The sequence below is a fragment of the Kosakonia sp. H7A genome, from assembly GCF_003028445.1.
In the GTDB taxonomy this organism is placed as follows: Bacteria; Pseudomonadota; Gammaproteobacteria; order Enterobacterales; family Enterobacteriaceae; genus Kosakonia; species Kosakonia radicincitans.
On record NZ_PYTZ01000009.1, the window covers coordinates 74,840 to 97,992 of the forward strand.

Sequence of the window (23,153 nt, forward strand, 5' to 3'; positions counted from 1 at the left end):
ATGAGGCTTTAAACATGGTACCTGTGGTCGCGCTTGTCGGGCGCCCTAACGTTGGAAAATCCACGCTATTTAACCGCTTAACACGCACCCGTGATGCGCTGGTGGCCGATTTCCCGGGTCTGACTCGTGACCGTAAGTACGGTCGTGCTGAAGTAGAAGGCCGCGAATTTATCTGTATCGATACCGGCGGTATTGATGGCACTGAAGACGGTGTGGAAACGCGCATGGCGGAACAGTCGCTGCTGGCGATTGAAGAAGCCGATGTTGTGCTGTTTATGGTGGATGCCCGCGCGGGTCTGATGCCAGCAGATACGGCTATTGCTAAGCATCTGCGTTCACGCGAAAAACCGACTTTCCTCGTCGCTAACAAAACCGACGGTCTGGACCCGGATCAGGCAACCGCGGATTTCTACGCGCTGGGCCTCGGTGAAATTTATGCCATCGCCGCTTCTCACGGTCGCGGCGTCACCAGCCTGCTGGAACACGTGCTGATGCCGTGGATGGACGAACTGAATCCGCCGGAAGAGGTGGATGAAGACGCCGAATACTGGGCGCAGTTCGAAGCCAGTGAAAAAGGTGAAGAAGAAGAGCCGGAAGAGGAGTTCAACCCGCAGGATCTGCCAATTAAGCTGGCGATTGTCGGTCGTCCGAACGTCGGTAAGTCTACACTCACTAACCGCATCCTCGGCGAAGACCGCGTGGTGGTGTACGACATGCCGGGCACCACGCGCGACAGCATCTACATTCCGATGCAGCGCGATGAACGTGAGTACGTACTTATCGACACCGCCGGTGTACGTAAGCGTGGCAAAATCACTGATGTGGTGGAGAAATTCTCCGTTATCAAAACCCTGCAAGCGATTGAAGACGCCAACGTCGTACTGCTGGTGATTGATGCCCGCGAAGGTATTTCCGACCAGGATTTGTCGCTGCTGGGCTTCATCCTCAACAGCGGTCGCTCGCTGGTGATTGTCGTCAACAAGTGGGACGGCCTGAGCCAGGAAGTGAAAGAGCAGGTTAAAGAGACGCTGGATTACCGTCTCGGCTTTATCGACTTTGCCCGAGTGCATTTTATCTCTGCGCTGCACGGCAGCGGTGTTGGCAACCTGTTCGAATCCGTACGCGAAGCTTATGACAGCTCCACACGTCGCGTCAGTACCGCGCTGTTGACCCGTATTATGAATATGGCGGCGGAAGATCATCAGCCGCCGCTGGTGCGCGGTCGCCGCGTGAAGCTGAAATATGCCCACGCCGGTGGTTATAACCCGCCGATTGTGGTGATCCACGGCAACCAGGTAAAAGACCTGCCGGATTCCTATAAACGCTATCTGATGAACTACTTCCGCAAATCGCTGGACGTAATGGGTACGCCAATCCGTATTCAGTTCAAGGAAGGGGAAAACCCGTTTGCGGATAAGCGCAACACCCTGACGCCGAACCAGCTGCGTAAGCGTAAGCGCCTGATTAAACACATTAAGAAGAGTAAGTAATTACTCGCTTTAAACCCGCAAATCTGAAGCGAACCCCGAAAGTTGGATAGCCAACGAGTAGGGGTTTTACGTTTTAAGCCCAGGCAAATTATAAAGTGTATTTGAAGCGGTAGTGATGCTTCACGGCGGCACCGGCTATTTTTCCCTTCACCGGTTGGGCGCATGGCGCCTCAGATGAAATTACTTCCAGATCGTAACCCGTCACATTTTTCAATTTATATAACAAGGTCTTCCGAAACGAGGAGGATATGTCTGCAATCGTTTAAAAGAAAAAAACTTCCTGTTAGGATTAATCTCATCATTTACAGATGAGATAGGGATATGAAAAAAACGGTTGTAGCAACATTGCTGGCATTAACTCTGTTGACGGGGTGTGGCCCTAAAGAATTGACCCCTGAGCAGAAACAGGAAGTCACAAATCTAAAAAATGAATTATCACGCACGGAAACTGAAATCTCTGCTGCGAATGAGACAGGTAAGCAGTTTGCGGGCGGGCTAATTAAGAATCTGGTTACGGCAAGGCTGGAAGTTTTAGGAACCAATAAGGCTCTTTTGGAACAGCGTATTAATGCGATTGAAGCAGGGGCGAAGATTGAAATAGCCGTCAGTAGCGTAAAACCTGATCCGGAACTTGCCAGTTCGATTAAAGCCGAAATGGACACTCTTAATACCAGAATCGATGAAGCGAAGGCCGATGCTAACCAGTATACTGGCGGATTAATCCAGGCTTTGAAATTGTCGACTGTTGCGACGCAAGAACAAAGTATGGCGATGCTACAGCAGAAATATTTAATCGCTAAATATGGCCTGGCTGAGATCAAAGTTGATTCACAATCAATAAGTAACACAAAAGTCGACAAGGAACCCGCACAGCAAAACAGTCCGGTTTAACAATCACCTAAAATTCCTCCGGCAGAAGGACCATTTGGGTTAGAAGCTGGATTGTCAAAACAAAATATTGAAGATATGACTGGCGTTGAACTTAAGCCTTTAGAAAATAGCGTTAACCTTTACACTACGTCGAAATTGCCTAAACAAAATTCTGACTTCGAGGTGTTCGGGCTTCAGATCTCCCCCAAAGCTGGACTCTGTCAAATACGCGCAGTAGGTAAAAGCATTAATACGGACAGTTATGGAATTGCTTTGAAATCGAAGTTTGAGGAGTTAAGTAACGCCTTAACCTCTATCTATGGTAAAGCCGACAAAAGCGATTATCTTCTGTCTGGTTCTCTCTGGAAAGAACCACAAGATTGGGTGATGGCATTAAATAAAAAAGAACGCTTTTTATCTGCGGAGTGGAAAGGAGAAAAAGGGTCTCCATTAAAAAACAATCTCAGTATGGTATCTCTCGACGTACGGGCGACAGGTACAGATACCGGGTATTTATATCTGCAATATAATTTTACTAATGATAGCACTTGTAAAGAAGAGGTTGAGGGAGCGAAGAAAAGTTCGCTTTAAATTCCGCTTCAAATCCTGCCCCTGCATAAGGGGCTATTCTTGTATGAAAAATAACGTCTAAAAAAAATGTAATAGTGAGTGAAGTTTAATTGAGTATATTTTTTCAGCATGGGTTATTGCGAAGCTCTTTAGCTTTCATTGCCAAAAACAAGTTCCACAATTCCAAATCAGATTCTTTAGGTTTAATTCGCGGAAGTGTTACGAATTGGCTGATGAACTGAATCCGGCAGGTTTTGTCACTTAAGGTGTATGATAAGGGCAGTGAAAAAATAAACGAGGAGAGCGTTATGGATCTCAAATGCCCGATCTGCCACAACCCGCTGGAACTGGTGGGAACGCATGCGCATTGCGACAGTTGCGACAATGATATTGAAGTACAGGCAAACTGCCCGGAGTGCCATCAGCCTCTGGAAGTGTTAAAAGCCTGCGGCGCGGTGGACTTTTTTTGCCAGCACGGCCACGGGTTGATCTCTAAAAAACGCGTCGAATTTACCCCGCTTTAAGGCTTGCAGATGCAGGCTTCGCCATCGCGCCACAGTTCCACCAGCGACGGTGGCGCTTTACTTTCCGGGATCAGCAACAGCACATCGGTCTGCTGCGTAGTCCAGGTTATCTGCAAACGGTAAAAACGCTGATCGCCGCGCCCCGGTGAATCCGGCTGCCCGGGCGGTTGCCCGAGCGGCAGGGTCTGATGCAGGATACTGACCAGGCGCTGGCGCTGTTCCGCGTTAAGCTGAGCAATCACGATTTTTCGCGTGCCGCTCAGCTTCGGGATATAAGCCAGCCCGCCTTCGCGGGCGACTTCGACCACAGCATCATCGGTCAATTCGGGTTCGTTCATTACAACACTCCAACCTCTTTCCAGGCCTTCTCGATAGCGTCCGCAACCTGCTGGCCCGAGCGTTTTTCGCCGTGCTGAATGGTCAGTTTCGCAAAGGCAGCGAAATCGGCATTTTGCGCCAGCGCCTTATCGCAGACGGTATCGTACCAGGCGTAACCGGCTTTTTCCCAGGCATAGCCGCCAATCGCCGCCGCCGCAAGGTAAAACGCGCGGTTGGGGATACCGGAATTCAGATGCACGCCGCCGTTATCTTCACGGGTTTTCACAAAATCTTTCATGTGCGCAGGCTGCGGATCTTTACCCAGCAACGGGTCATCATAGGCGGTGCCGGGATGAGACATTGAACGCAGGCCTTTGCCATTAATTCCTTTTGCCAGCAACCCTTCGCCGATGATCCAATCGGCCTGATCCGCCGTTTGCTGCTTGTGGTACTGCTTCACCAGCGATCCAAAAACATCCGATAACGACTCATTAAGCGCACCAGATTGTTCAAAATAGATCAGCGCGGCTTCCGTTTCTGTGACGCCGTGGCTGAGTTCATGCGCCACGACATCAATCGCGATGGTAAAGCGATTGAAGATTTCACCGTCGCCGTCGCCAAACACCATCTGCTGACCATTCCAGAAAGCGTTCTGATATTGCTGACCATAATGCACGGTACCGCTCAACACCATTCCCTTATTATCGAGGGAGTTACGCTGTAAAACCTGCCAGAAAAAGTCGTGGGTAACACCGAGATAGTCGTAAGCTTCATCCACGGCAACATCACCATTCGATGGCTGGCCTTCGTAGCGTACCTGCTTACCGGGCAGGCTCTCTTTTTGCTGCGCATCATAAATATCGCGTACCAGCTCGCCGGGTGAGGTGACCAGCGGCGCGCTGGGTTTGCCGTGGCTGTGCGCCATCAGCGTCTGCACATGGGTTAATGTTTGTTGTGCGCAACGCTGCTGCATTTCCGATCCATGGTCGATAATGCGGCGAAGAATATAGGGTGGGATAACGCTGCTAAACGGGCGTGTTTTCATGTCGCTCTCCTTGATGAAAAGAACAACAAAAGTATAGGGGCAGCTTATAGATTAATCGTACAAATTAAGATGATTTACGCTGGCGCGGTTTCTTTACGGGCGTCACGTTGCTGACTTCACTCTCCACCCAGCCGTCATTCAGGCGGGTGGTAAGCTTATCGCCCACTTTCACCTGGCGGGTTTTTTTCAGAACTTCGCCAGCCGGAGAGGTGGTCACGCTGTAACCGCGCGCCAGCGTCGCCAGCGGGCTGACGGCTTCCAGATGCGTAATAGCAGAACCAAAACGTTCGCGCGTGGTACTTAAACGGTCGCGAATGTTCTGGCTAAGGCGATATTCCAGTTGCTGCACGCGGCTTTGCGCGCGATGAATCCGCGGCTGCGGGTTTTGCTGATTCAGACGTTGCATCACGCGCTGCTGACGGGCAGAAGCGCGTTTTAACTGTGTATCCAGCGCGTTTTGCATGCGCTGCTGCAGGCGCTCCAGCACCGTTTGCTGGCGTGCCAGCCGTAACTGTGGGTGCTGCTGTTGCAGGCGATGGTTCAGCAGGGCAAAGCGGCGGTTGCGGCCAGCCAGGTAATAATCCATCGACATCTCTAAGCGCTGCTGCATCGCCTGTACCTGGCGCAGCAATTCAAGCTGGTTGCGGCTGACAATTTCCGCTGCGGCCGAAGGCGTTGGCGCGCGCAGATCGGCAACAAAATCGGCAATCGTGACATCGGTTTCATGGCCGACAGCGCTGACCACCGGAATGCGACTTGCGAAAATCGCACGTGCGACGCGTTCGTCGTTAAAGCTCCAGAGATCTTCCAGCGAGCCGCCGCCGCGACCAACAATCAGCACGTCGCACTCCTGACGTGCGTTTGCCAGCGCAATGGCACGTACGATCTGCTCCGGCGCGTCTTCGCCCTGCACCGCCGTTGGGTAGATGACTACCGGCAGTGACGGATCGCGGCGTTTCAGCACGTGCAGAATATCGTGCAGCGCCGCGCCGGTTTTCGACGTGATCACACCCACGCAGTGCGCAGGCGAGGGAAGAGGCTGCTTAAGCTGCTGATCAAACAACCCTTCAGCAGCGAGTTTGGCTTTTAGCTGCTCATACTTCTGCTGCAACAAGCCTTCACCGGCCGGTTGCATGCTTTCGACGATAATCTGGTATTCCCCGCGCGGTTCATACAGTGTGATGTTGGCGCGAACCAGCACCTGCTGGCCGTGCTGCGGGCGAAACGTAACGCGGCGGTTGCTGTTGCGGAACATCGCGCAGCGCACCTGAGCGGTATCGTCTTTTAAGGTGAAGTACCAGTGGCCGGAAGCGGGCTGGGTAAAATTGGAGATTTCCCCGCTGATCCACACCTGACCGAGTTCGCGTTCCAGCAGTAAACGCACCGACTGGTTCAGGCGGCTGACGGTATAAATTGAGGGGGATTGGAACGACGACATGTGAGCCAGATCAAATTCTAAATCAGCAGGTTATTCAGTCGATAGTAACCCGATACGAGGGGATGGCAAGTTTTTTCTCAAAAAAGTGTGGATGCAATCGGTTACGCTCTGTATAATGCCACGGCAATATTTAACCCCCCAGGTCAGAGATATTGCCCATGCTACGTATTGCTAAAGAAGCACTGACGTTTGACGACGTCCTCCTCGTTCCCGCTCACTCCACCGTTCTGCCGAATACTGCCGACTTGAGCACGCAGCTCACCAAAACCATTCGCCTGAACATTCCTATGCTCTCTGCGGCGATGGATACCGTGACTGAAGCGCGTCTGGCGATTGCGCTGGCACAGGAAGGCGGCATTGGCTTTATTCACAAAAACATGTCTATCGAGCGCCAGGCGGAAGAAGTTCGCCGCGTGAAGAAACATGAATCCGGCGTGGTTAAAGATCCACAAACCGTTCTGCCGACCACCACCCTGCGCGAAGTAAAAGAACTGACCGAACGTAACGGCTTTGCCGGTTACCCGGTTGTCAACGGCGACAACGAACTGGTCGGCATCATCACCGGTCGTGACGTGCGTTTCGTCACCGATCTGAGCCAGCCGGTCAGCGTGTATATGACGCCGAAAGAGCGTCTGGTGACCGTTCGCGAAGGGGAATCCCGCGAAGTCGTATTCGCCAAAATGCACGAAAAACGCGTTGAAAAAGCGCTGGTCGTTGACGAAAGTTTCCACCTGCGCGGCATGATCACCGTGAAAGACTTCCAGAAAGCAGAACGTAAACCGAACGCCTGTAAAGATGAGCAAGGCCAGCTGCGCGTTGGCGCGGCAGTCGGCGCTGGCGCCGGTAACGAAGAGCGTGTTGACGCGCTGGTTGCTGCAGGCGTTGACGTACTGCTGATCGACTCCTCTCACGGCCACTCCGAAGGCGTGTTGCAGCGCATTCGCGAAACCCGTGCTAAATACCCGGATCTGCAAATCATCGGCGGTAACGTCGCAACTGGCGCAGGTGCTCGTGCCCTGGCTGAAGCTGGCGTGAGCGCGGTGAAAGTCGGTATCGGCCCAGGCTCCATCTGTACTACCCGCATCGTAACCGGCGTAGGCGTTCCGCAGATCACTGCGGTTTCCGACGCGGTTGAAGCGCTGGAAGGCACCGGCATTCCGGTTATCGCCGACGGCGGTATCCGTTTCTCCGGCGACATCGCCAAAGCCATCGCCGCAGGCGCTGCCGCAGTCATGGTTGGCTCTATGCTGGCCGGTACTGAAGAATCCCCGGGTGAAATCGAACTCTACCAGGGCCGTTCTTACAAATCTTACCGCGGTATGGGTTCTCTGGGCGCGATGTCCAAAGGCTCTTCCGACCGTTACTTCCAGAGCGATAACGCTGCCGACAAACTGGTGCCGGAAGGTATCGAAGGTCGCGTTGCCTATAAAGGCCGCCTGAAAGAGATCATTCACCAGCAGATGGGCGGCCTGCGCTCCTGTATGGGTCTGACCGGCTGTGGTACTATCGACGACCTGCGTACTAAAGCGGAATTTGTACGCATCAGCGGTGCCGGTATCCAGGAAAGCCACGTTCACGACGTGACCATCACCAAGGAATCCCCGAACTACCGCATGGGTTCTTAATGATTTCCGCGCCCGGTGCTTTCACCGGGCGCTGACTTTCATACTCTCTGTTCAGGTTCAGCCTGCAAGACGACGAGTATATTCATTGCCACTTGCCTCGGAAGTAACGTCAATGACGGACAACATTCATAAACATCGTATTCTCATCCTCGACTTCGGTTCTCAGTACACCCAGCTGGTTGCGCGCCGCGTGCGTGAACTGGGCGTTTACTGCGAACTGTGGGCGTGGGATGTCACCGAAGCGCAGATCCGCGACTTCAACCCAAGCGGCATCATCCTTTCCGGCGGCCCGGAAAGCACCACCGAAGAGAACAGCCCGCGCGCACCGCAGTATGTGTTCGAAGCCGGTGTTCCGGTGCTCGGCGTGTGCTACGGCATGCAGACCATGGCGATGCAGCTTGGCGGCCACGTTGAAGGTTCTAACGAGCGTGAATTCGGTTACGCACAGGTTGAAGTGCAGACCGACAGCGCGCTGGTTCGCGGCATTGAAGATTCCCTGACCGCCGAAGGCAAAGTGCTGCTTGACGTGTGGATGAGCCACGGCGACAAAGTGACGGCCATTCCGTCCGATTTCGTAACCGTTGCCAGCACCGAAAGCTGCCCGTTCGCCATCATGGCGAATGAAGAAAAACGTTTTTACGGCGTGCAGTTCCACCCGGAAGTGACCCACACCCGCCAGGGCCTGCGTATGCTGGAGCGCTTCGTGCGCGATATCTGCCAGTGCGAAGCGCTGTGGACCCCGGCAAAAATCATCGACGACGCGGTTGAACGCATTCGTCAGCAGGTTGGCGACGATAAAGTGATCCTCGGCCTTTCCGGTGGCGTGGACTCCTCCGTCACCGCAATGCTGCTGCACCGCGCCATCGGCAAAAACCTGACCTGCGTATTCGTTGATAACGGTCTGCTGCGCCTGAACGAAGCCGCTCAGGTGATGGACATGTTCGGTGACCACTTCGGTCTGAACATTGTTCACGTTCCTGCAGAAGATCGCTTCCTTTCAGCACTGGCTGGCGAGAACGATCCGGAAGCAAAACGCAAAATCATCGGCCGCGTGTTCGTGGAAGTGTTCGACGAAGAGGCACTGAAGCTGGAAGACGTGAAATGGCTGGCGCAGGGCACTATCTACCCGGACGTGATCGAATCTGCCGCATCCGCAACCGGTAAAGCGCACGTTATTAAATCTCACCACAACGTGGGCGGTCTGCCGAAAGAGATGAAGATGGGCCTGGTTGAGCCGCTGAAAGAGCTGTTCAAAGACGAAGTGCGTAAAATTGGCCTGGAACTCGGCCTGCCGTACGACATGCTGTACCGTCACCCGTTCCCGGGGCCGGGCCTTGGCGTTCGCGTACTGGGCGAAGTGAAGAAAGAGTACTGCGACCTGCTGCGTCGTGCCGATGCGATCTTTATCGAAGAGCTGCATAAAGCCGACCTCTACAACAAAGTGAGCCAGGCCTTCACCGTATTCCTGCCGGTCCGCTCCGTTGGCGTGATGGGCGACGGCCGTAAATACGACTGGGTTGTCTCTCTGCGTGCAGTCGAAACCATCGATTTTATGACCGCACACTGGGCGCAGCTGCCGTACGATTTCCTCGGCCGCGTTTCCAACCGCATCATCAATGAAGTCAATGGTATCTCCCGCGTGGTGTATGACATCAGCGGCAAACCGCCAGCAACTATTGAGTGGGAATGATTTAGTTCCTGCTGGATGTATCGAATATTTCAAAGCCCGCGAAAGCGGGTTTTTTATAGAGAATAATTTTAGAGAGCTTATTGCTACTTTAATCCGCTATCCATCGTTTGACACGCTTACAGTGTTAATTCCGATCCTCGCTGATAGCGTACGAGCGTAGTTATGTGCCAAAGGCTGACATTGCTTAATTCATGCTTACCTTAAAAAGGGGAAAGCCCTATTGGCAATTCCCCATTTAAGAAAGACAAACTAGCTTTGTTGACAGAAGCGGAGTCGGTTGCCAAACGGATCGTGGACTTCCATGACGTCTCCCCAATTTTGCTTAACTATTTCCGGGCGACCGTATCCATATTGTTTGCCGTGGAGTTCATTTCTCAACAACGCAATATTTTTTACTGGAATAAATATCGTTGCACCCGGACTGGCGTCACCGTGATGCTCAGAAAGGTGTAACTGTAACCCTTCTCTGGCAATGCCCATATACAGCGGTAAACCGGGCTCGAACCGGTGTTCAAACTCGACGCTGAATGACAGAAATTCAAGATAGAACTCCTGTGCTTTTCGGACATCAAAAATTCGTAGGATGGGTATGGGTTTGCTGAATTGAATTTGAGACTGGGGGATCTGCGGAAGTAACGTTGCTGCCGCAGTGTTCCAGTCTCTGAAGCCTAACTGGTGTGCAACCGTTTCGAGCGCAATGGAATAAGAAATCTTATGTTCACGTAATTCAAGAGAGGCTTTTAACTTTGCAGCCATTTGTTTGGCTTGCTCGATAGAAAACATATTTTCTCCTGTTGTCAGGAAATGGTGGGGCTCGCATTACCACATCCCGACCGTCAAGAGTTTCAAAATTAATGAGGTTGAGAATAAACATGCTTTCACCTTTTCCCTTCAGGAAGCGAGCGGCGGGCAGCACGGGCCATGAATGAGAATACACAGGCTCGTGAAACGCCACAAGTTTTCAGGCTCGAATGAAGGGGGGGGCTACCAATTCAAGTGGTTACGATTAATGGACGCCTGATGGAATAAGTATCGCGTCCGCTTTTCGATCACTGCGGTCCCTCATCTTCGTTAGCCCGTCCGCTCGGTTCCAGGAGCGGATATTGTATGAACGTTAGTGATTTAGCAGACTCATCCCCTTTATCTAATTTCTTGCATATCTCCTTAGCAGCACCTGAAGGGGACGACAAGGGGGGAATGATTGTCCTTAAGGGACATAAATCCAGCCTGGCCGTCACGTCACTGATATGGCATACCTTAAAGATGCCTGCGTCGCTCGTTTCATTCACGTCAGAGTCTTAATCCTGAACCGTGAGAATGACGCTTCCTGTTGTATGACCCGCCTCCAGAACCCGGTGTGCTTCTGCTGCGTCGGTAAGGGTAAATTCAGCGCCAATATGACTTTCAAGTCCTGCCGACAGTGCTGACATAAGGTCGGAGGCCCCTTTCCTGTAAAGCGCAGCATCATCTGTATAGGCGAGTGAACTTGGTCGCATCAGTGCTATAGATCGGGCAAATCCCAGTTCTTCCACCCGCACCGGAGGTATGGGGCCGGCAGGCTGTCCAAGACTGGCAACAGTGCCAAAAGGGCGGACCACGCTGAGCGTTCTGGACAGCATTGTTCCTCCGATACCGTCGATGGCCAGATGCACGCCATATCCTTCCGTGATGTCGCGGACTTTCTCCGGCCATGCAGCTTCTGTATGGAGCAAAACTTCACTCGCGCCAGCAAGGCGGGCCGTTGCCACTTTTTCCGGTGAGCCCGTTGTACCGATAACCCTGGCACCCTTCATCGTTGCCCAGCGGGTCACTATCTGCCCCAGCCCTCCGGCAGCAGAATGAACCAGTATCCAGTCGCCAGCCCTGACTTCCCTTACTTTGTTGAGCAACATATGTGCGGTAAGGCCCCGAAGCATCGCACTACCGGCTGTACGGGTGTCCACACCATCCGGAATCCTGATGAGGCGGCTGGCAGGTATATTGCGGGATTCAGCATAAGCGCCCATCGGATTTCCCGTATAGGCAACGCGGTCTCCAGCAGCAAAGGCGCTGACGTTACTGCCCGTTGCTGTGACTACTCCGGCCCCTTCAAAACCAGGCACCGCCTGGGGATATGGCTGAGGGTAGAGTCCTGAGCGAAAATAGATGTCAACGAAATTCACGCCGATTATTTCGTGTCTGATACGGACTTCATCGGGACCGGGACTGACTGACTCTCTTTCCACCGCTTTAAGAACCTCAGGGCCACCCGGCTGGCTGATAATCATTGCTAACGACATTATTTTTTCCTCACTCATGAAGTGAGAAAACTATAAATGAGTTTATTACAGGAAGAATACAGGTATAAAAGCACCATACATGTGTAAAAATGCACAAGAGGTGAGGTATGGACTGGCAGGATTTACATTTTTTTTTCGCCCTTGCCCGGTGTGGTTCCCTGTCTGCCGCAGCCAGGGAGCTTGGCGTGGATCACGCCACTGTAAGCCGCCGGATTACAGCCCTTGAAAGTTCGCTTGGGCTCAGGCTCACAGAGCGCTTGCCACGCCGTACCACGCTTACTGGACACGGCCGGATTATCGCCTCCGGCGCTGACGAAATGTACCGCATTGCAGACCGTATTCGAATCCAGGCGAGGTCATTGTGTGCCGAACCGGCCGTGCCTATAAATATCAGCGCGTCACCTGCCGTTGCAGCACACCTCATTGCGCCTGCTATAGCAGGCTTCACCCGGAAACATCCGGGTATCACGTTGTCATTATCCGGCGTTTCGCACCATGCTCTTCTGAATAAAAGTGAGGCTGACATTGCGGTTCGCCTTGAAAGGCCTGACGATCCAGACCTGATGACAAGGCGTATAGGTACTATGCGCTTTGGTCTTTATGCTTCTCAGTTCTGGCAAGAAATTCCTCAGGAGGACTGGGTGTTTATTGCTTATGACAGCACGCTTGCACATGTCACGCAGCAGCAATGGCTGGAATCACTGCTGAACGGGCGGCGTGTTATCTTTCGGGCAAGCGATTTGATGGCGCAGCAACAGGCTGCCCGGAAAGGATTGGGCATCGTTACTTTACCCTGCTTTATGGGTGATAATGACAGCGAACTGGTAAGGCTGCAGGAAAATCTGCCTTCGCCCGTGAGGAACATCTGGCTGGTTGCCTACCCTGAACTTAAGCGTGATCACTCTGCTGTCGTGGTAATGGATTTCCTTGCTGAAATCATTGGCCGGTCCTGCCCGCCTGGCAAGAATATCTGAGTTTTTTCTTATTAATTTCTCATGTCATATGACTGACAGTGTTTCCCGTTAATTAATATCGGTGCGATTTGAGTTATATCTCCGTCAGGCATGATTAAAACTTACCTGTTCGCTTTTCACCCTTAGCGGGCACTATCTGATGCAAACGTCCGCAGAGAGCCAAAAGCGGACTTTGCAGACATCACTGTTTTAATTAGAGGATAACAGGTCATAAGATGTGGACTTCATTGACTGAGTTCCATCAATTCAAGCGTCTGACCATCAGGGCTTTGTAAATATATTACTCTGGTTCCCTGCATGGGGCCTGACAACACTGTCTGAGGTTTACCCGGCGTCTTCCAGCCATAGTCCGATACTTTGCTCAATAGCGTATCAAGATCCTCAACTATAAAAGCAAGGTGAGCGTAGCCTGGGATATAGGGTGCTGAAGGTTCTTCTGGCTGCTCAATGTTATTGTATTGTAGTAATTCAATCTTAATATCAGCCAGTTCAAGCAAAGCCATTCGTACATCGGCTCCCCTTGCACCTGTGACTTCATCGATTATAGGACCAGACATTTTTCCTTCGCGTAATAACTCACCTCCGAGGATCTGAGTCCAGAAGAATAATGAGTCTTCAATATTTTTAACTGAAAAACCAACGTGATTAGCACTTAAGATCATGCGATTACCTGCTGAGTTTTGAAAAATGAGCATCCAACTATCTGAAATCCCTGTTTTACCACTTCACGATAAGTGCGAGGGAATTTATTCAGGAAAAAACACAGTTAAGTGTAGTCTGAATAATATATTAATGATTCATCCACCGCGACAGCTATGCAAGTTACCTGCTCCCTATTGAGAAAAACGCTACTGCGTCGCAAGCCTATATCAATTATAGAAAAAGTACGAATGTCTGCTCATCGCTCACTGCGGACATTGAGGATATGTTTGCGCTGCCGATGCCACTTTTGTTCTGCATTTTCTCACTCAAAGAAACATGATGCTCTTTAGCATCTTTAAAGAGCGCCTCTTTTAATCAGTGCTAGTTTTAGTTCTTGTCATGACAGTTGATCGAAAAAGAGAACAACCATGAAACATCCGGACTGGCATAAAGCAGATATTATTGCGGGCTTAAAGAAGAAAGGAACATCGTTGGCGGCGCTTTCCCGTGAGTCGGGGCTGGCTTCATCCACACTCGCTAATGCCTTAACTCGCCACTGGCCGAAAGGGGAGCGGTTAATTGCTAAGGCTCTGAATATCCAGCCAGAAGTCATCTGGCCTTCGCGTTATCAAGGCCGTAAAAATTGAGAGCTTGTCCGGGAGAGCAGCAGGGCGCATGAGTGGTAGGGACACCACAAATTACTAAGTTCGTATAAGTACGCAATGTCTTTCACCTAAGTGAACGACATTGCGCCTTGCGGCTGAGGATTTATCGCGATCCAGGTGTGTAATCGACCTGTACCAGAACAACATTTATTTCAGGAACTGCGCTGACGACAATATCTTCAGTTGGATCTTTACCTTTCCAGCATACGCCTTGCACCATGCAACTCTGTTGCTTAACGTAGCCAAGCGAATTCAGATATGTATCTATCTGGCTGGTATCCGTCGTGCCGTGGAATGTCAGGCTGTTTCCCACCGAGCCAGGACCGGATACAGTATGGTAATCAAACTCGTAATTAGCTGTTATACGCGGCATTTTCTTTAAAATGTCAGGCGTGAAGAATCCGTATACCTGGCGATCGTTTTCAGTGTATTTACCACCGTCTTCGAGGCCAAATTTTATTACGGGCCATTTCCATGCAAGCAAAAACGCAATGATGGCGATAGCTGTAATGGCAATTAGCCCAATTTTTTTCCCAATACTCATACGATTAAATCCTTTCTATTGCCGCCTTGTATGAAGCCGCCATTTGCGGTTTCTATGCCTATATTTCCAGATGTCAAATGCGGCGCTACCATCTCTTGCATTGAACACTGCTCTGAAAAGTAATATTCCAGGCTTCAGTCTCATTCCCACAAAACTGCAACCACCATTAGCCATAGCTTTACGGATTGTTTTCCGCAACGTTAAGGTAACGGGGAATATAAAAGCAGGGGAAAAGGCTATGCAAGGAACACGGCTACTGGGCGACGGCTATGAGCCGCAGGTCTGGCTGGAAGGCGAGCGGCTGACTTACTCGCTACCGGTTGATTCCGGGTTTGTCAGTTTCAACTTCACCTTTGATATCTGATATCCGTCAGCGCGATCTGGATGTTCTGCGTACCGATAATTTCCGGCGCGCGGTGCTCGAAATCGTCGCGCACACGGTGCTTCAGCATTCCACGCTGAAGGGAAATCCCCGTTTGACCCAAAGCGACTTCGACAATCTTGTCGCGGACGTGCTTCACTCCAGCAACGATTTTCTCCAGGCTTTTATTACGCGGATCGGTCAGCAACATAACATCGCAATTGAGCACTATGTAAAAGAAATCCTGAAACGCCTCGCGATGAACTGATCGGATATTGAAACCTGGTGCATAGCCTCACTAACCCCTCGTATTTAGTGGCTTTTCTTTAGACGCGGCGACGGTTAAGGTCTACGCTGATACAGCCAAAAAACCACCAACCGACAAGGCAAACGCCATGTTTAAACGCCTCCTTTCTGCCATTAGCGGCAAAAAAACGCCGGAAACCGAAACTCATTCTCCTGAACCACCGCAAAACGATGAGCTGATCGTGGCGTACGACGCCTATGGGCGGGAGATGCACATCCCGCGCAGCGAGTGGCGCGAGAAGGTGTTTCTGCCGTCGCTGGAAGAGAAACGCAATGATGCCGCAGAACTCTATCAGGCGATTATCGGCGGGCTGAACGATGGTTTTGCCGCGGATTTGATCCCTGCCGCCGAACGCCTGGTGGAGATTGACTATCTTCCCGAGCGCAGTCACACCATCCAGGGCATCGTGCTGATGAAAAATGGCGAGCTGGCGGCGGCGGAAAATACGCTGCGGGCGGGCATCGCCAAAGTGGGCGAAACCGGCACATTGCTGACCAATTTAGCCAAAGTGTTTGCCGAGCGCGGTGAAGAGCAGCGCGCGGAAGAGACGCTGTGGCAGGCGATTCAGGCCGATCCGAATCAGGACAACGGCCTGTTATGGTGGGTGAGCATTCAGCAGGAGCGCGGCGGGGAAAACGCTTATGTTGCCGCGCTGAAAATCGCGTCTGCACTGCCTGGTAGCTGGCGTGCGCAGTTATGGCTGGCGCGTCATTATCTGGAACATCAGGATATTGCTGCTGCCCGCGCGCTCTATCAGGAAGTCCTGAGTGCCGGTCTGTATGACGGCAGCGCGCTAATGATGATTTCCGGCGATCTCGGCAATAACGGGCAGATCCCGCTGATTGCTGAGCTGGTGGCTCCGGTGTATGACGAGCATCGCCACGAGCCGATGGCTGGTCTTAATCTGCTGCGAGCCTGGCAGACGCTGGGCAATGTCGAGGAGGGCGAAAAGCTGCTGGCACGGATGTACGCGCTGGGGTATATGCCGCTGAAACAGCATCTTGATGAGTTCGCCAAAGCCTTTCAGGAGATGCAGAAACACGCGGCTACTTCCACGCCTGCTGATGCTTCCGAACTGAAATTCAGCACGCTGTCGCTCACTCAACCGATCTGGCATTACGGCCTGTGCAACGCCAACTGGCTGTTCACACAGAAGCCGGAAGGGGCGCCGACCATTGGTTTCTTTGCCCTGTCGAAACTCTACGACGGCCCTGAACGCAGCGAATCACAGCGCGAGGATGATATTGGCCGTCTGGCGCGGGCTATCCCGCTCTATTTTGCCGAAGCGGCACACTACTGGAGCGATTACGCCAGCCGTTTTTATGTACAGGTTGTCGAAGGCGGCGGGCCGGTACTGATTGGCGGTGAAATGGATGGCAACGTGTTGTTCGATATCGTCCCGCCAGCCATGAATTACTTTGTTACGGGGGCTGTAAGTTGCAGCGGGGAAGGTGAACAGCGCGAGTGGCACATCACGTTGAGCCTGTGGGACTGCGCAACGCGTACGAAAAAAGCTGCCGAAGCGGGCCGTAGCAAACAGGCTGAGCTGGGCGCGCTGGTGCTCGATCTTGAACAGCGTCTGCTCGCTGTAATTGGTCTCACGCGCCAGCAACCGCTGGATGCGTTTTATCTGCGCCCGTCTGCGGAGGCGATGGAGATTTATCTGGGCGAGCTGGCGCAGGCGTTTACGCTTACGCTGGTGGTGAACAAAACCACGCCGCGCGAGGTGATGTGGGGCGAGCGGGCGATGCTCGACTGGCCGCTGCATATGGCGCTCCAGTGGCCGCAGGTTGAGGTGCCGAAACTGATGTATCTCTCCGGGCTGGGAAAAGCCTTTGATTATCACTCGGAGGCGTTGGCCGAATACCAAAGCCGTACGCTGGAGTTGCTGCGCGAAGCCGAACGCAATAATAGCCCGGTGGCGCGTCTGACGCCGCTGGTGTGGAAAATCTTCGGTATGAACGAGGAATTTGCCGCGCACCGGCAAAATCTGCCAGCGGATGCGGGCAGTGCGTATGGCGACTGGCTGGCGCGGGTCGCGGAGAAGTAGTTGTTTGAAGCTGTGTCGGGAAGGCGTTGATAAATCTAAGGGGCAATAAATGGCCAATAAACTACGCGTGTTCATTAGCAGCACGATGAAGGATCTGCGTAACGAGCGACAGCAGGTGGTCGAGCGGTTAAATTTTCTTGGTTTTGAGCCGGTGAATGCCGAAGAGTTTAGCCCAAACGGGCAGACCAGTTGGGAAGTGATTGAGCCGAAAATCCGCGATTGTCACCTGTTTGTCCTGCTTCTTGGCGACAGCTACGGCTGGGAGCCGAAGAGCGGTTATGGCGGTGGAGAGGGGAAATCCGTCACGCATCTTGAATATGACGCCGCTCGCGCGCTGAATATTCCCGTGTTGCCCTTTATAAAAAAGCTGGAATATGGAAGCAAAGAGGACAAGCTGCGGGATGCGTTTCGCGAGGCCGTGGCCGCGTGGGATACGGGGCATTTTCGCGCGGAATTTGAGTTAGCGAAGGATCTTGCAGATAAAGTGGCGAAAGCGCTGGTGGATTTTTGTACCCAGACGGCGCTGAAAGAGCTGCTGCGCCTGCGCGATGTGCAGTTAACGCCGCCGCCTGCCGCTGTGCAATCAGCCGAATCACTTCCGGTGCATGATGATGATAAATGGGTGCTTCTCGGTGGCGCAGGGCTATCGATATCTGCCGGTTATCCGACAGCGAATCTGATTATCAGTAGCCTGGCTGCGCAGCTCTGGCCGGATGTTGCGGCCAGCGACATTTACACCCGCTACTCATTTGACGAAGTGGCGGAGTATTACGAAAGCCAGCGCGGGCGCGAGGCATTGCTGCAGGATGTTAAAGCGTTACTGGATACGCCACAGAAGGTCTGGCCGACCGGAGCCCATTTTGAGGCAGTGAAGAAATTCAAAACCATCCTCACCACCAACTATGATCCACTCTTCGAAATCGCCTGCATGACGAGCAGCATTCCGTATGTGGTGATCACGCCGTCCGATCCGAAGCTACCGGAAAAGGGCAAAGTCTCGATCATTAAGCTCAGCGGAACCCTCTCCGAACTGGAAAGCCTGCGGCTGACGGCGAAGGATCTCCAGGATGTGATGGCCAATGAGGCGTTCTTTACGGTGATCAAACAGAGCCTCGCTGGCCGCAAAGTCGCGGTTGTCGGACATGCTTTACGCGATGCTCATGTGTTAAAGGCGCTGACCGAATCCGGCGTATCCGGGCCGGGCGTCTATGTGAGCCCTAATCCGGGGCCTGCGGCGGATATCATCCTGCAACGCTTTAACCTGCAAGCGAAACCGCAGAAAGCCGATGCGTTTCTTGCCAGCTTCGATCCCGACAGCGTGATGTAAACGCCATCAGGCGCAATGTGTCCTTTTATCGTCAGCAATATCAAACGATTTGCTGGCGATTTTTTTGCAGTTTTTAAAGGGCAAGCGCAAACCCACGCGTCTGAGCGTGTACAAAAAACGGGTTAAATCTTAACGTTGTGCGGTGGGATCGATAGTCTGGCTGATTTGTTGCGACTGGACTTTATCCTGATGATGATACCAGGCGCCAATGGTGGAATAGACGAAACGGCCGAAGAAAAAGACAAAGCTGATGAGAAGTACGATACGGGTCATGCGACTGTCAAATCGATGTCGTTTTCGCATACTGGTTGCCTGACTCACTGTGGTTCCTTTAGGAATACCCGATTAACGGGCGACAAGGCTATTAAGGCACAGTCTCCGGGGAAGGTCAATTAAGCCTGCAGCCCGTTAAAACATATATTGGGATTATATAAGAAAAATTAAATATTTACGCTGCGAATATAAAAACAAAAATACAGACAAATCACATGGAAATAAAACCCGCCGATACGTTTATTTTGATTTATATCAACTTTCGCTTACCGTGCACAACTAAAATTTCACCCTGTTACTGCGAGTGCTTTCACCTTGTGTCTTGTTAAGCCAGGCTGGATGCCTGGTTGAAATTTCAGCCCGGATCAGGCTACCGTCTTTGAGCGTCTATGTCATTAATTAACAAGTATAATTCCCTAAAGGATAAATGGTGGGCATTGCCGTTCGTTCTTCCCGTTATCTTTTATCCATTATTTAGTCTGGCTAATGTATTTACTTCGATTTACGGGCAGAACGTTATTCTCTATTACCTGCCAATGTCGCTCTTGATCGGTCTGATGATGTTTTATGGCTGGGCCGTGCTGCCAGGCATGATCGTTGCGTTAATCTGGCATAACTGGCATTTGGGGCCATTGGGTATGCTCCTGAAAAGCGTGCAAGAGCTTATTCCTGTCCTGTTTAGCTGGGTCGGTTATCGAATATTTGTCACTCGCCGACATCTGGTCACATATGGTACGTCATCGCTGATTTATCAGCGCATTCTCTGGCACGTATTATGCCCTGCAACGCTATATCTGCTTCTTCTGGAGCTGGGGAACTGGCTGAATCTCTTCGGCAAGCACTCGAGCGAGTCGTCGAGGATGGTGCTGGATATGTCGCTGTTGATCACCTGGCAGGGGCTGTTAGCGGGGGCGGTAACGGGGGTTACATTAAGTTATTTATTGATCCGCATTATTCGCCACCCACGCTATGCGCTTTCATGGTTTTCCCAGCTGCGCATGGAATTTGATCCTAAAGTGACCTGGCTGGAACTGTGTGTCTGGTTCTCTCTGGTGTTGGGGTTGCAGTACCAACTGTTAATGCCTTCCACCAGTTGCAGCATTATCTTTAACACCAACTATACGCTCTCGCTGCTGCTGCCAGTGATGCTGTGGGGATCGATGCGTTACGGCTTCCGGTTTATGTCGTTTGTCTGGTCGCCGCTGCTGATTCTGACGATCCACTATTTTTATCGCAGTTTGTCCTGTTTTACCTCCAGAGATGTGCAGATCGCTATCATCTCTTCCCGTTACCTGACGTTCACATTCATGATCCTCGTGCTGGCAGGAATCGCGAGTCGGCGGCGAGCGGTGTTTAACCGAACCCGTCGGCTGGCGTCGGTCGATCCGATGACGCATTTACCGAATCTGCGGGCGCTAAGCCGCGAGCTGGCGAATACCCCATGGTCGGTGCTCTGTTTCCTGCGCATACCGGCGCTTGAACTTTTAGGACGCAGCTATGGCGTGATGTTTCGCATCCAGTTTAAACAGCACCTGGCTAACTGGTTAAAGCCGTTATTACAGAAGGGGGAGGCTGTTCACCAGCTTTCGGGCCACGATCTGGTGATTCGCCTGAATACCCACGCCTGGCAGACGCGTATTGATGAACTGGATGCGCACATCAAACAGTTTCGTTTCATCTGGGACGAGATGCAGGTGCAGTTACCCGTTGGTATCAGCTATTGCTATGTCCGTTCGCCTGTTCAGCATCTTTATCTGCTGCTTGGCGAGATGATCACCACGGCCGATATTTCGCTGGTTACCAACCGGCCGGAAAACCTGCAGAACCGGGGCGTGGCAAACCTGCAACGTAGCCTGAAAAGCAAAGCCGAGATGATGAATCGCCTGCAAAAGGCGCTGGAAGCAGATCATTTTCTGCTGATGGCGCAGTTGATTTCCGGCGTGCGCGGCGATAGCTACTATGAAATTCTGCTGCGCCTGGGCGAGGATCCGCAACATTGTATCCGACCGAGTGAGTTTTTACCGGTAGCGCAGGAGTTCGGCCTGTCGTCGCGGATTGATTTGTGGGTGATTGAAAATGTGCTGCGCTTTATGGCGCATAACCGCAAGACGCTGCCAGCACAGCGTTTCTCGATCAACCTTTCTCCGGCCTCTGTCTGCCGTGCGCAGTTCGCGCAGGAGGTAAAAACCCTGCTGCGGGATTACGCTATCGAAGCGTGGCAACTGATTTTTGAAATCAGCGAAAACAGCATGATGCCGAATATACAGCAGGCCGGGCAAACGCTCGCCCAGTTACAACAAATGGGGTGCCGGGTTGCCATTGATGATTTTGGTACCGGTTATGCCAGCTACGCCCAGTTGAAAGATGTGAACGCCGATATGCTGAAAATAGACGGCAGTTTTATCCGTAATATCGTCGCAAACAGCCTGGACTATCAAATCGTGGCATCTATCTGCCATCTGGCGCGGATGAAGAAAATGCAGGTCGTGGCGGAGTATGTTGAAAGCGAAGAGATACGCAGCGCGGCTGTCGCGCTGGGTATCGATTATCTACAAGGTTATCTGATTGGTAAGCCTGCTCCGCTGGAGACGCTGGCCAAAGAGTAAGCGGAGGGCGGCTCAGGCCGCCACTTCCGGAGCCTGTTCTTCTTCGATTTTTAACCGCCAGCCGGTGACCGCTTCCCAGTATTCCTGCTCTTTTTCCAGATCCAGCAGTACCAGTGCGTTCTGGCTGAACCAGTCATGCGGGAAGCGCAGCGTCCAGTGATTCTCATCGGTTTTCAGAAACAGCGTTGGCGGCGTAGTGGTCGCCTGACGCTGATTATTCAGCAACACGCCAAGGCGCAATAACTGAACCAGCGGCAAAAATTGCTTCTTCTTGAACAGCGTAAAGCGCGGCAACTCGTCGAGTTTGATCGCTTTGCGATGACAGCGCACCAGGGTCGCCATCATCAGCTGCTGCTCCTGGTTGAAACCGGGCAGGTTGCTGTTTTGCAGAATGTAGGCTGAATGGCGGTGCATGCCGCTGTGGTTGATGTTCAGCCCCACTTCATGCAGCATCGCTGCCCACTTCAGCAGCGCCGCCAGTTGCGGGTTGTTGAGCTTGGGATTTTGCGCCTGCCACTGATCGTACATCTGCGTGGTGGTTTCCAGCACGCGGCGAGCCTGTTCACGGTCAATATTGTACTGGCTGGCAAGGCTTTGCGCCGTACGGCTGCGAATGTCCTGATGACGGAAGCGACCTTCCATCTCATACAGCACGCCCTCACGCAGCGCGCCGTCGGAGAGACGCAGTTCGCGGATCGCCAGCGCATCGAATACGCCGCACAGAATGGCGAGGCCCGGCACGAACACCGCTTTACGTTCCTCAGAAAGCCCTGGCAGGCTCAGTTCGCTGAAGTTTTTATACTTCAGCACTTCATCGACCAGTTTTTCCAGGCGCTCCGGAGTAATAAACCCGTCCTTCTCGCCTGAGGCGATCAGCACTTCATTCGCTGCTTTGATACTGCCGGACGCGCCCAGCGCCACATTCCAGCCCTGAATGCGGAACTGCCAGGCCAGCGATTCCAGCTTTTGCGTGGCGGAAATGCGCGCGCGGCGGAAGTTTTCACCATTGATAGTGCCGCCGGGAAAGTACATCTGCGCAAAGCTGACGCAGCCCATGCGACGGCTTTCTACCAGCTTCGGTTCGAAATCTTCGCCAATAACCAGCTCCGTCGAACCGCCGCCGATATCAATCACCAGCTTGCGACCTTTCTCCGGCTGCGTATGCTCCACACCCATAAAAATCAGTCGCGCTTCTTCATTGCCCGGAATGATTTCAATAGGGTAGGGAATCACTTTTTCGGCACGTTTGAGAAACTCCGTGGCGTTCAGCGCCTGGCGTAACGTGTGCGTGCCTACGATGCAGACGCTGGAGGGATCGAACCCTTGCAGGCGCTCGGCAAACAGCGACAGGCAGGCCAGCCCGCGCTCCATTGCCTCTTCGCTCAGCATGTTATTGCTGTCCAGACCATCTGCCAGATGCACACGTTGCTTCAGGCGGCCGATGATTTGCATCGCCCCGTCCACCACGCGTGCAATCACCATATGGAAACTGTTGGAACCCAGGTCGACCGCGGCGAACTCCTCCGGGCGGGGCATCTTTTCTTGTATCGGCATA

General features: G+C 52.5%; 20 protein-coding genes and 1 pseudogene. 12 read left to right on the top strand and 9 right to left on the bottom strand.

Features of this window, described 5'->3' with window-relative positions; all coding sequences use genetic code 11:
- Window positions 1-14 precede the first annotated feature (14 nt).
- The 4 genes from der to CWM66_RS23135 all read left to right on the top strand — a co-directional run bounded on the left by der (window position 15) and on the right by CWM66_RS23135 (window position 3,454).
- Window positions 15-1,490: a ribosome biogenesis GTPase Der gene (gene der, locus CWM66_RS23125; RefSeq protein ID WP_035888175.1), complete on the top strand. Its 1,476-nt coding sequence runs from the start codon at window positions 15-17 to the stop codon at window positions 1,488-1,490.
- Between the two features lie 321 nt (window positions 1,491-1,811).
- Window positions 1,812-2,381 (top strand): hypothetical protein, encoded by a 570-nt coding sequence (locus CWM66_RS29580; RefSeq protein WP_369878940.1) that lies wholly within the window; start codon window positions 1,812-1,814, stop codon window positions 2,379-2,381.
- A 51-nt stretch (window positions 2,382-2,432) separates the two neighbouring features.
- Window positions 2,433-2,951 carry a hypothetical protein gene (locus tag CWM66_RS29585; RefSeq protein ID WP_369878941.1) on the top strand — a complete coding sequence of 173 codons (519 nt, stop codon included), beginning with the start codon at window positions 2,433-2,435 and terminating at the stop codon, window positions 2,949-2,951.
- A 287-nt stretch (window positions 2,952-3,238) separates the two neighbouring features.
- Entirely contained in the window at window positions 3,239-3,454 is a 216-nt protein-coding gene (locus CWM66_RS23135; RefSeq protein WP_007370827.1) for a zinc ribbon domain-containing protein, read from the top strand.
- Here CWM66_RS23135 and CWM66_RS23140 read toward each other — a convergent pair.
- The 3 genes from CWM66_RS23140 to xseA all read right to left on the bottom strand — a co-directional run bounded on the left by CWM66_RS23140 (window position 3,451) and on the right by xseA (window position 6,255).
- Complete coding sequence (locus tag CWM66_RS23140) at window positions 3,451-3,792, bottom strand: protealysin inhibitor emfourin (protein WP_007370828.1); 342 nt, start codon at window positions 3,790-3,792, stop codon at window positions 3,451-3,453. The genes CWM66_RS23135 and CWM66_RS23140 overlap by 4 nt on opposite strands.
- Entirely contained in the window at window positions 3,792-4,817 is a 1,026-nt protein-coding gene (locus tag CWM66_RS23145; RefSeq protein WP_107147348.1) for a M4 family metallopeptidase, read from the bottom strand. Before CWM66_RS23145 ends, CWM66_RS23140 begins: the two co-directional genes overlap by 1 nt.
- A gap of 64 nt (window positions 4,818-4,881) precedes the next feature.
- Complete coding sequence (gene xseA / locus CWM66_RS23150; protein ID WP_079517536.1) at window positions 4,882-6,255, bottom strand: exodeoxyribonuclease VII large subunit; 1,374 nt, start codon at window positions 6,253-6,255, stop codon at window positions 4,882-4,884.
- 158 nt (window positions 6,256-6,413) lie between these two features.
- Between xseA and guaB the strand changes: the two genes are divergently transcribed.
- Window positions 6,414-7,880 (top strand): IMP dehydrogenase, encoded by a 1,467-nt coding sequence (gene guaB, locus CWM66_RS23155; RefSeq protein ID WP_007370831.1) that lies wholly within the window; start codon window positions 6,414-6,416, stop codon window positions 7,878-7,880.
- 112 nt (window positions 7,881-7,992) lie between these two features.
- A complete protein-coding gene (guaA, locus tag CWM66_RS23160) occupies window positions 7,993-9,570 on the top strand; it encodes a glutamine-hydrolyzing GMP synthase (protein ID WP_107147349.1) in 1,578 nt (525 codons plus the stop codon).
- A 249-nt stretch (window positions 9,571-9,819) separates the two neighbouring features.
- Here the strand turns inward: guaA and CWM66_RS23165 are convergent, their stop codons facing one another.
- Together CWM66_RS23165 and CWM66_RS23175 are read right to left on the bottom strand one after the other, a co-directional pair.
- Complete coding sequence (locus CWM66_RS23165; protein WP_107147350.1) at window positions 9,820-10,353, bottom strand: glyoxalase superfamily protein; 534 nt, start codon at window positions 10,351-10,353, stop codon at window positions 9,820-9,822.
- A gap of 515 nt (window positions 10,354-10,868) precedes the next feature.
- A complete protein-coding gene (locus CWM66_RS23175) occupies window positions 10,869-11,849 on the bottom strand; it encodes a quinone oxidoreductase (RefSeq protein WP_107147352.1) in 981 nt (326 codons plus the stop codon).
- A gap of 107 nt (window positions 11,850-11,956) precedes the next feature.
- On the opposite strand from CWM66_RS23175, the gene CWM66_RS23180 reads away from it, so the two are divergent.
- Window positions 11,957-12,823 carry a LysR family transcriptional regulator gene (locus CWM66_RS23180; RefSeq protein WP_107147353.1) on the top strand — a complete coding sequence of 289 codons (867 nt, stop codon included), beginning with the start codon at window positions 11,957-11,959 and terminating at the stop codon, window positions 12,821-12,823.
- 224 nt (window positions 12,824-13,047) lie between these two features.
- Here the strand turns inward: CWM66_RS23180 and CWM66_RS23185 are convergent, their stop codons facing one another.
- On the bottom strand, window positions 13,048-13,485 hold the full coding sequence (locus CWM66_RS23185) for a VOC family protein (RefSeq protein ID WP_035942126.1): 438 nt from the start codon (window positions 13,483-13,485) through the stop codon (window positions 13,048-13,050).
- Window positions 13,486-13,893: 408 nt separating this feature from the next.
- Here CWM66_RS23185 and CWM66_RS23190 point away from each other — a divergent pair, with 408 nt between their 5' ends.
- Window positions 13,894-14,112 (top strand): helix-turn-helix transcriptional regulator, encoded by a 219-nt coding sequence (locus tag CWM66_RS23190; protein ID WP_072439946.1) that lies wholly within the window; start codon window positions 13,894-13,896, stop codon window positions 14,110-14,112.
- Between the two features lie 121 nt (window positions 14,113-14,233).
- Here the strand turns inward: CWM66_RS23190 and CWM66_RS23195 are convergent, their stop codons facing one another.
- Window positions 14,234-14,674, bottom strand: a complete 441-nt coding sequence (locus tag CWM66_RS23195; protein ID WP_107147354.1) for a hypothetical protein — start codon at window positions 14,672-14,674, stop codon at window positions 14,234-14,236.
- Between the two features lie 238 nt (window positions 14,675-14,912).
- Here CWM66_RS23195 and CWM66_RS23200 point away from each other — a divergent pair.
- The 3 genes and pseudogenes from CWM66_RS23200 to CWM66_RS23210 all read left to right on the top strand — a co-directional run bounded on the left by CWM66_RS23200 (window position 14,913) and on the right by CWM66_RS23210 (window position 18,719).
- Window positions 14,913-15,303: pseudogene (locus CWM66_RS23200) on the top strand (hypothetical protein).
- Between the two features lie 127 nt (window positions 15,304-15,430).
- Window positions 15,431-17,392, top strand: a complete 1,962-nt coding sequence (locus CWM66_RS23205) for a lipopolysaccharide assembly protein LapB (RefSeq protein WP_107147356.1) — start codon at window positions 15,431-15,433, stop codon at window positions 17,390-17,392.
- A 49-nt stretch (window positions 17,393-17,441) separates the two neighbouring features.
- Window positions 17,442-18,719, top strand: a complete 1,278-nt coding sequence (locus tag CWM66_RS23210) for a DUF4062 domain-containing protein (protein WP_007370847.1) — start codon at window positions 17,442-17,444, stop codon at window positions 18,717-18,719.
- A 129-nt stretch (window positions 18,720-18,848) separates the two neighbouring features.
- On the opposite strand, the gene CWM66_RS23215 is transcribed toward CWM66_RS23210, so the two are convergent.
- On the bottom strand, window positions 18,849-19,040 hold the full coding sequence (locus CWM66_RS23215; protein WP_071531982.1) for a YfgG family protein: 192 nt from the start codon (window positions 19,038-19,040) through the stop codon (window positions 18,849-18,851).
- Window positions 19,041-19,381: 341 nt separating this feature from the next.
- Between CWM66_RS23215 and CWM66_RS23220 the strand changes: the two genes are divergently transcribed.
- Complete coding sequence (locus CWM66_RS23220) at window positions 19,382-21,598, top strand: EAL domain-containing protein (RefSeq protein ID WP_090396330.1); 2,217 nt, start codon at window positions 19,382-19,384, stop codon at window positions 21,596-21,598.
- Between the two features lie 12 nt (window positions 21,599-21,610).
- On the opposite strand, the gene ppx is transcribed toward CWM66_RS23220, so the two are convergent.
- Complete coding sequence (ppx, locus tag CWM66_RS23225) at window positions 21,611-23,152, bottom strand: exopolyphosphatase (RefSeq protein ID WP_035888122.1); 1,542 nt, start codon at window positions 23,150-23,152, stop codon at window positions 21,611-21,613.
- Window position 23,153: the final 1 nt, after the last annotated feature.

Excerpts from the sequence above, each read along its gene's own strand:
- CWM66_RS29580 (WP_369878940.1), top strand. The coding sequence starts at position 1,812 with ATGAAAAAAACGGTTGTAGCAACATTGCTGGCATTAACTCTGTTGACG.
- CWM66_RS23205 (WP_107147356.1), top strand. The coding sequence starts at position 15,431 with ATGTTTAAACGCCTCCTTTCTGCCATTAGCGGCAAAAAAACGCCGGAA.
- CWM66_RS23140 (WP_007370828.1), bottom strand. The coding sequence starts at position 3,792 with ATGAACGAACCCGAATTGACCGATGATGCTGTGGTCGAAGTCGCCCGC.
- guaB (WP_007370831.1), top strand. The coding sequence starts at position 6,414 with ATGCTACGTATTGCTAAAGAAGCACTGACGTTTGACGACGTCCTCCTC.
- CWM66_RS23180 (WP_107147353.1), top strand. The coding sequence starts at position 11,957 with ATGGACTGGCAGGATTTACATTTTTTTTTCGCCCTTGCCCGGTGTGGT.
- CWM66_RS23145 (WP_107147348.1), bottom strand. The coding sequence starts at position 4,817 with ATGAAAACACGCCCGTTTAGCAGCGTTATCCCACCCTATATTCTTCGC.
- xseA (WP_079517536.1), bottom strand. The coding sequence starts at position 6,255 with ATGTCGTCGTTCCAATCCCCCTCAATTTATACCGTCAGCCGCCTGAAC.
- CWM66_RS23195 (WP_107147354.1), bottom strand. The coding sequence starts at position 14,674 with ATGAGTATTGGGAAAAAAATTGGGCTAATTGCCATTACAGCTATCGCC.
- CWM66_RS23185 (WP_035942126.1), bottom strand. The coding sequence starts at position 13,485 with ATGATCTTAAGTGCTAATCACGTTGGTTTTTCAGTTAAAAATATTGAA.
- CWM66_RS23220 (WP_090396330.1), top strand. The coding sequence starts at position 19,382 with ATGTCATTAATTAACAAGTATAATTCCCTAAAGGATAAATGGTGGGCA.
- CWM66_RS23190 (WP_072439946.1), top strand. The coding sequence starts at position 13,894 with ATGAAACATCCGGACTGGCATAAAGCAGATATTATTGCGGGCTTAAAG.
- CWM66_RS23135 (WP_007370827.1), top strand. The coding sequence starts at position 3,239 with ATGGATCTCAAATGCCCGATCTGCCACAACCCGCTGGAACTGGTGGGA.
- der (WP_035888175.1), top strand. The coding sequence starts at position 15 with ATGGTACCTGTGGTCGCGCTTGTCGGGCGCCCTAACGTTGGAAAATCC.
- CWM66_RS23165 (WP_107147350.1), bottom strand. The coding sequence starts at position 10,353 with ATGTTTTCTATCGAGCAAGCCAAACAAATGGCTGCAAAGTTAAAAGCC.
- CWM66_RS23175 (WP_107147352.1), bottom strand. The coding sequence starts at position 11,849 with ATGTCGTTAGCAATGATTATCAGCCAGCCGGGTGGCCCTGAGGTTCTT.
- ppx (WP_035888122.1), bottom strand. The coding sequence starts at position 23,152 with ATGCCGATACAAGAAAAGATGCCCCGCCCGGAGGAGTTCGCCGCGGTC.
- guaA (WP_107147349.1), top strand. The coding sequence starts at position 7,993 with ATGACGGACAACATTCATAAACATCGTATTCTCATCCTCGACTTCGGT.
- CWM66_RS23210 (WP_007370847.1), top strand. The coding sequence starts at position 17,442 with ATGGCCAATAAACTACGCGTGTTCATTAGCAGCACGATGAAGGATCTG.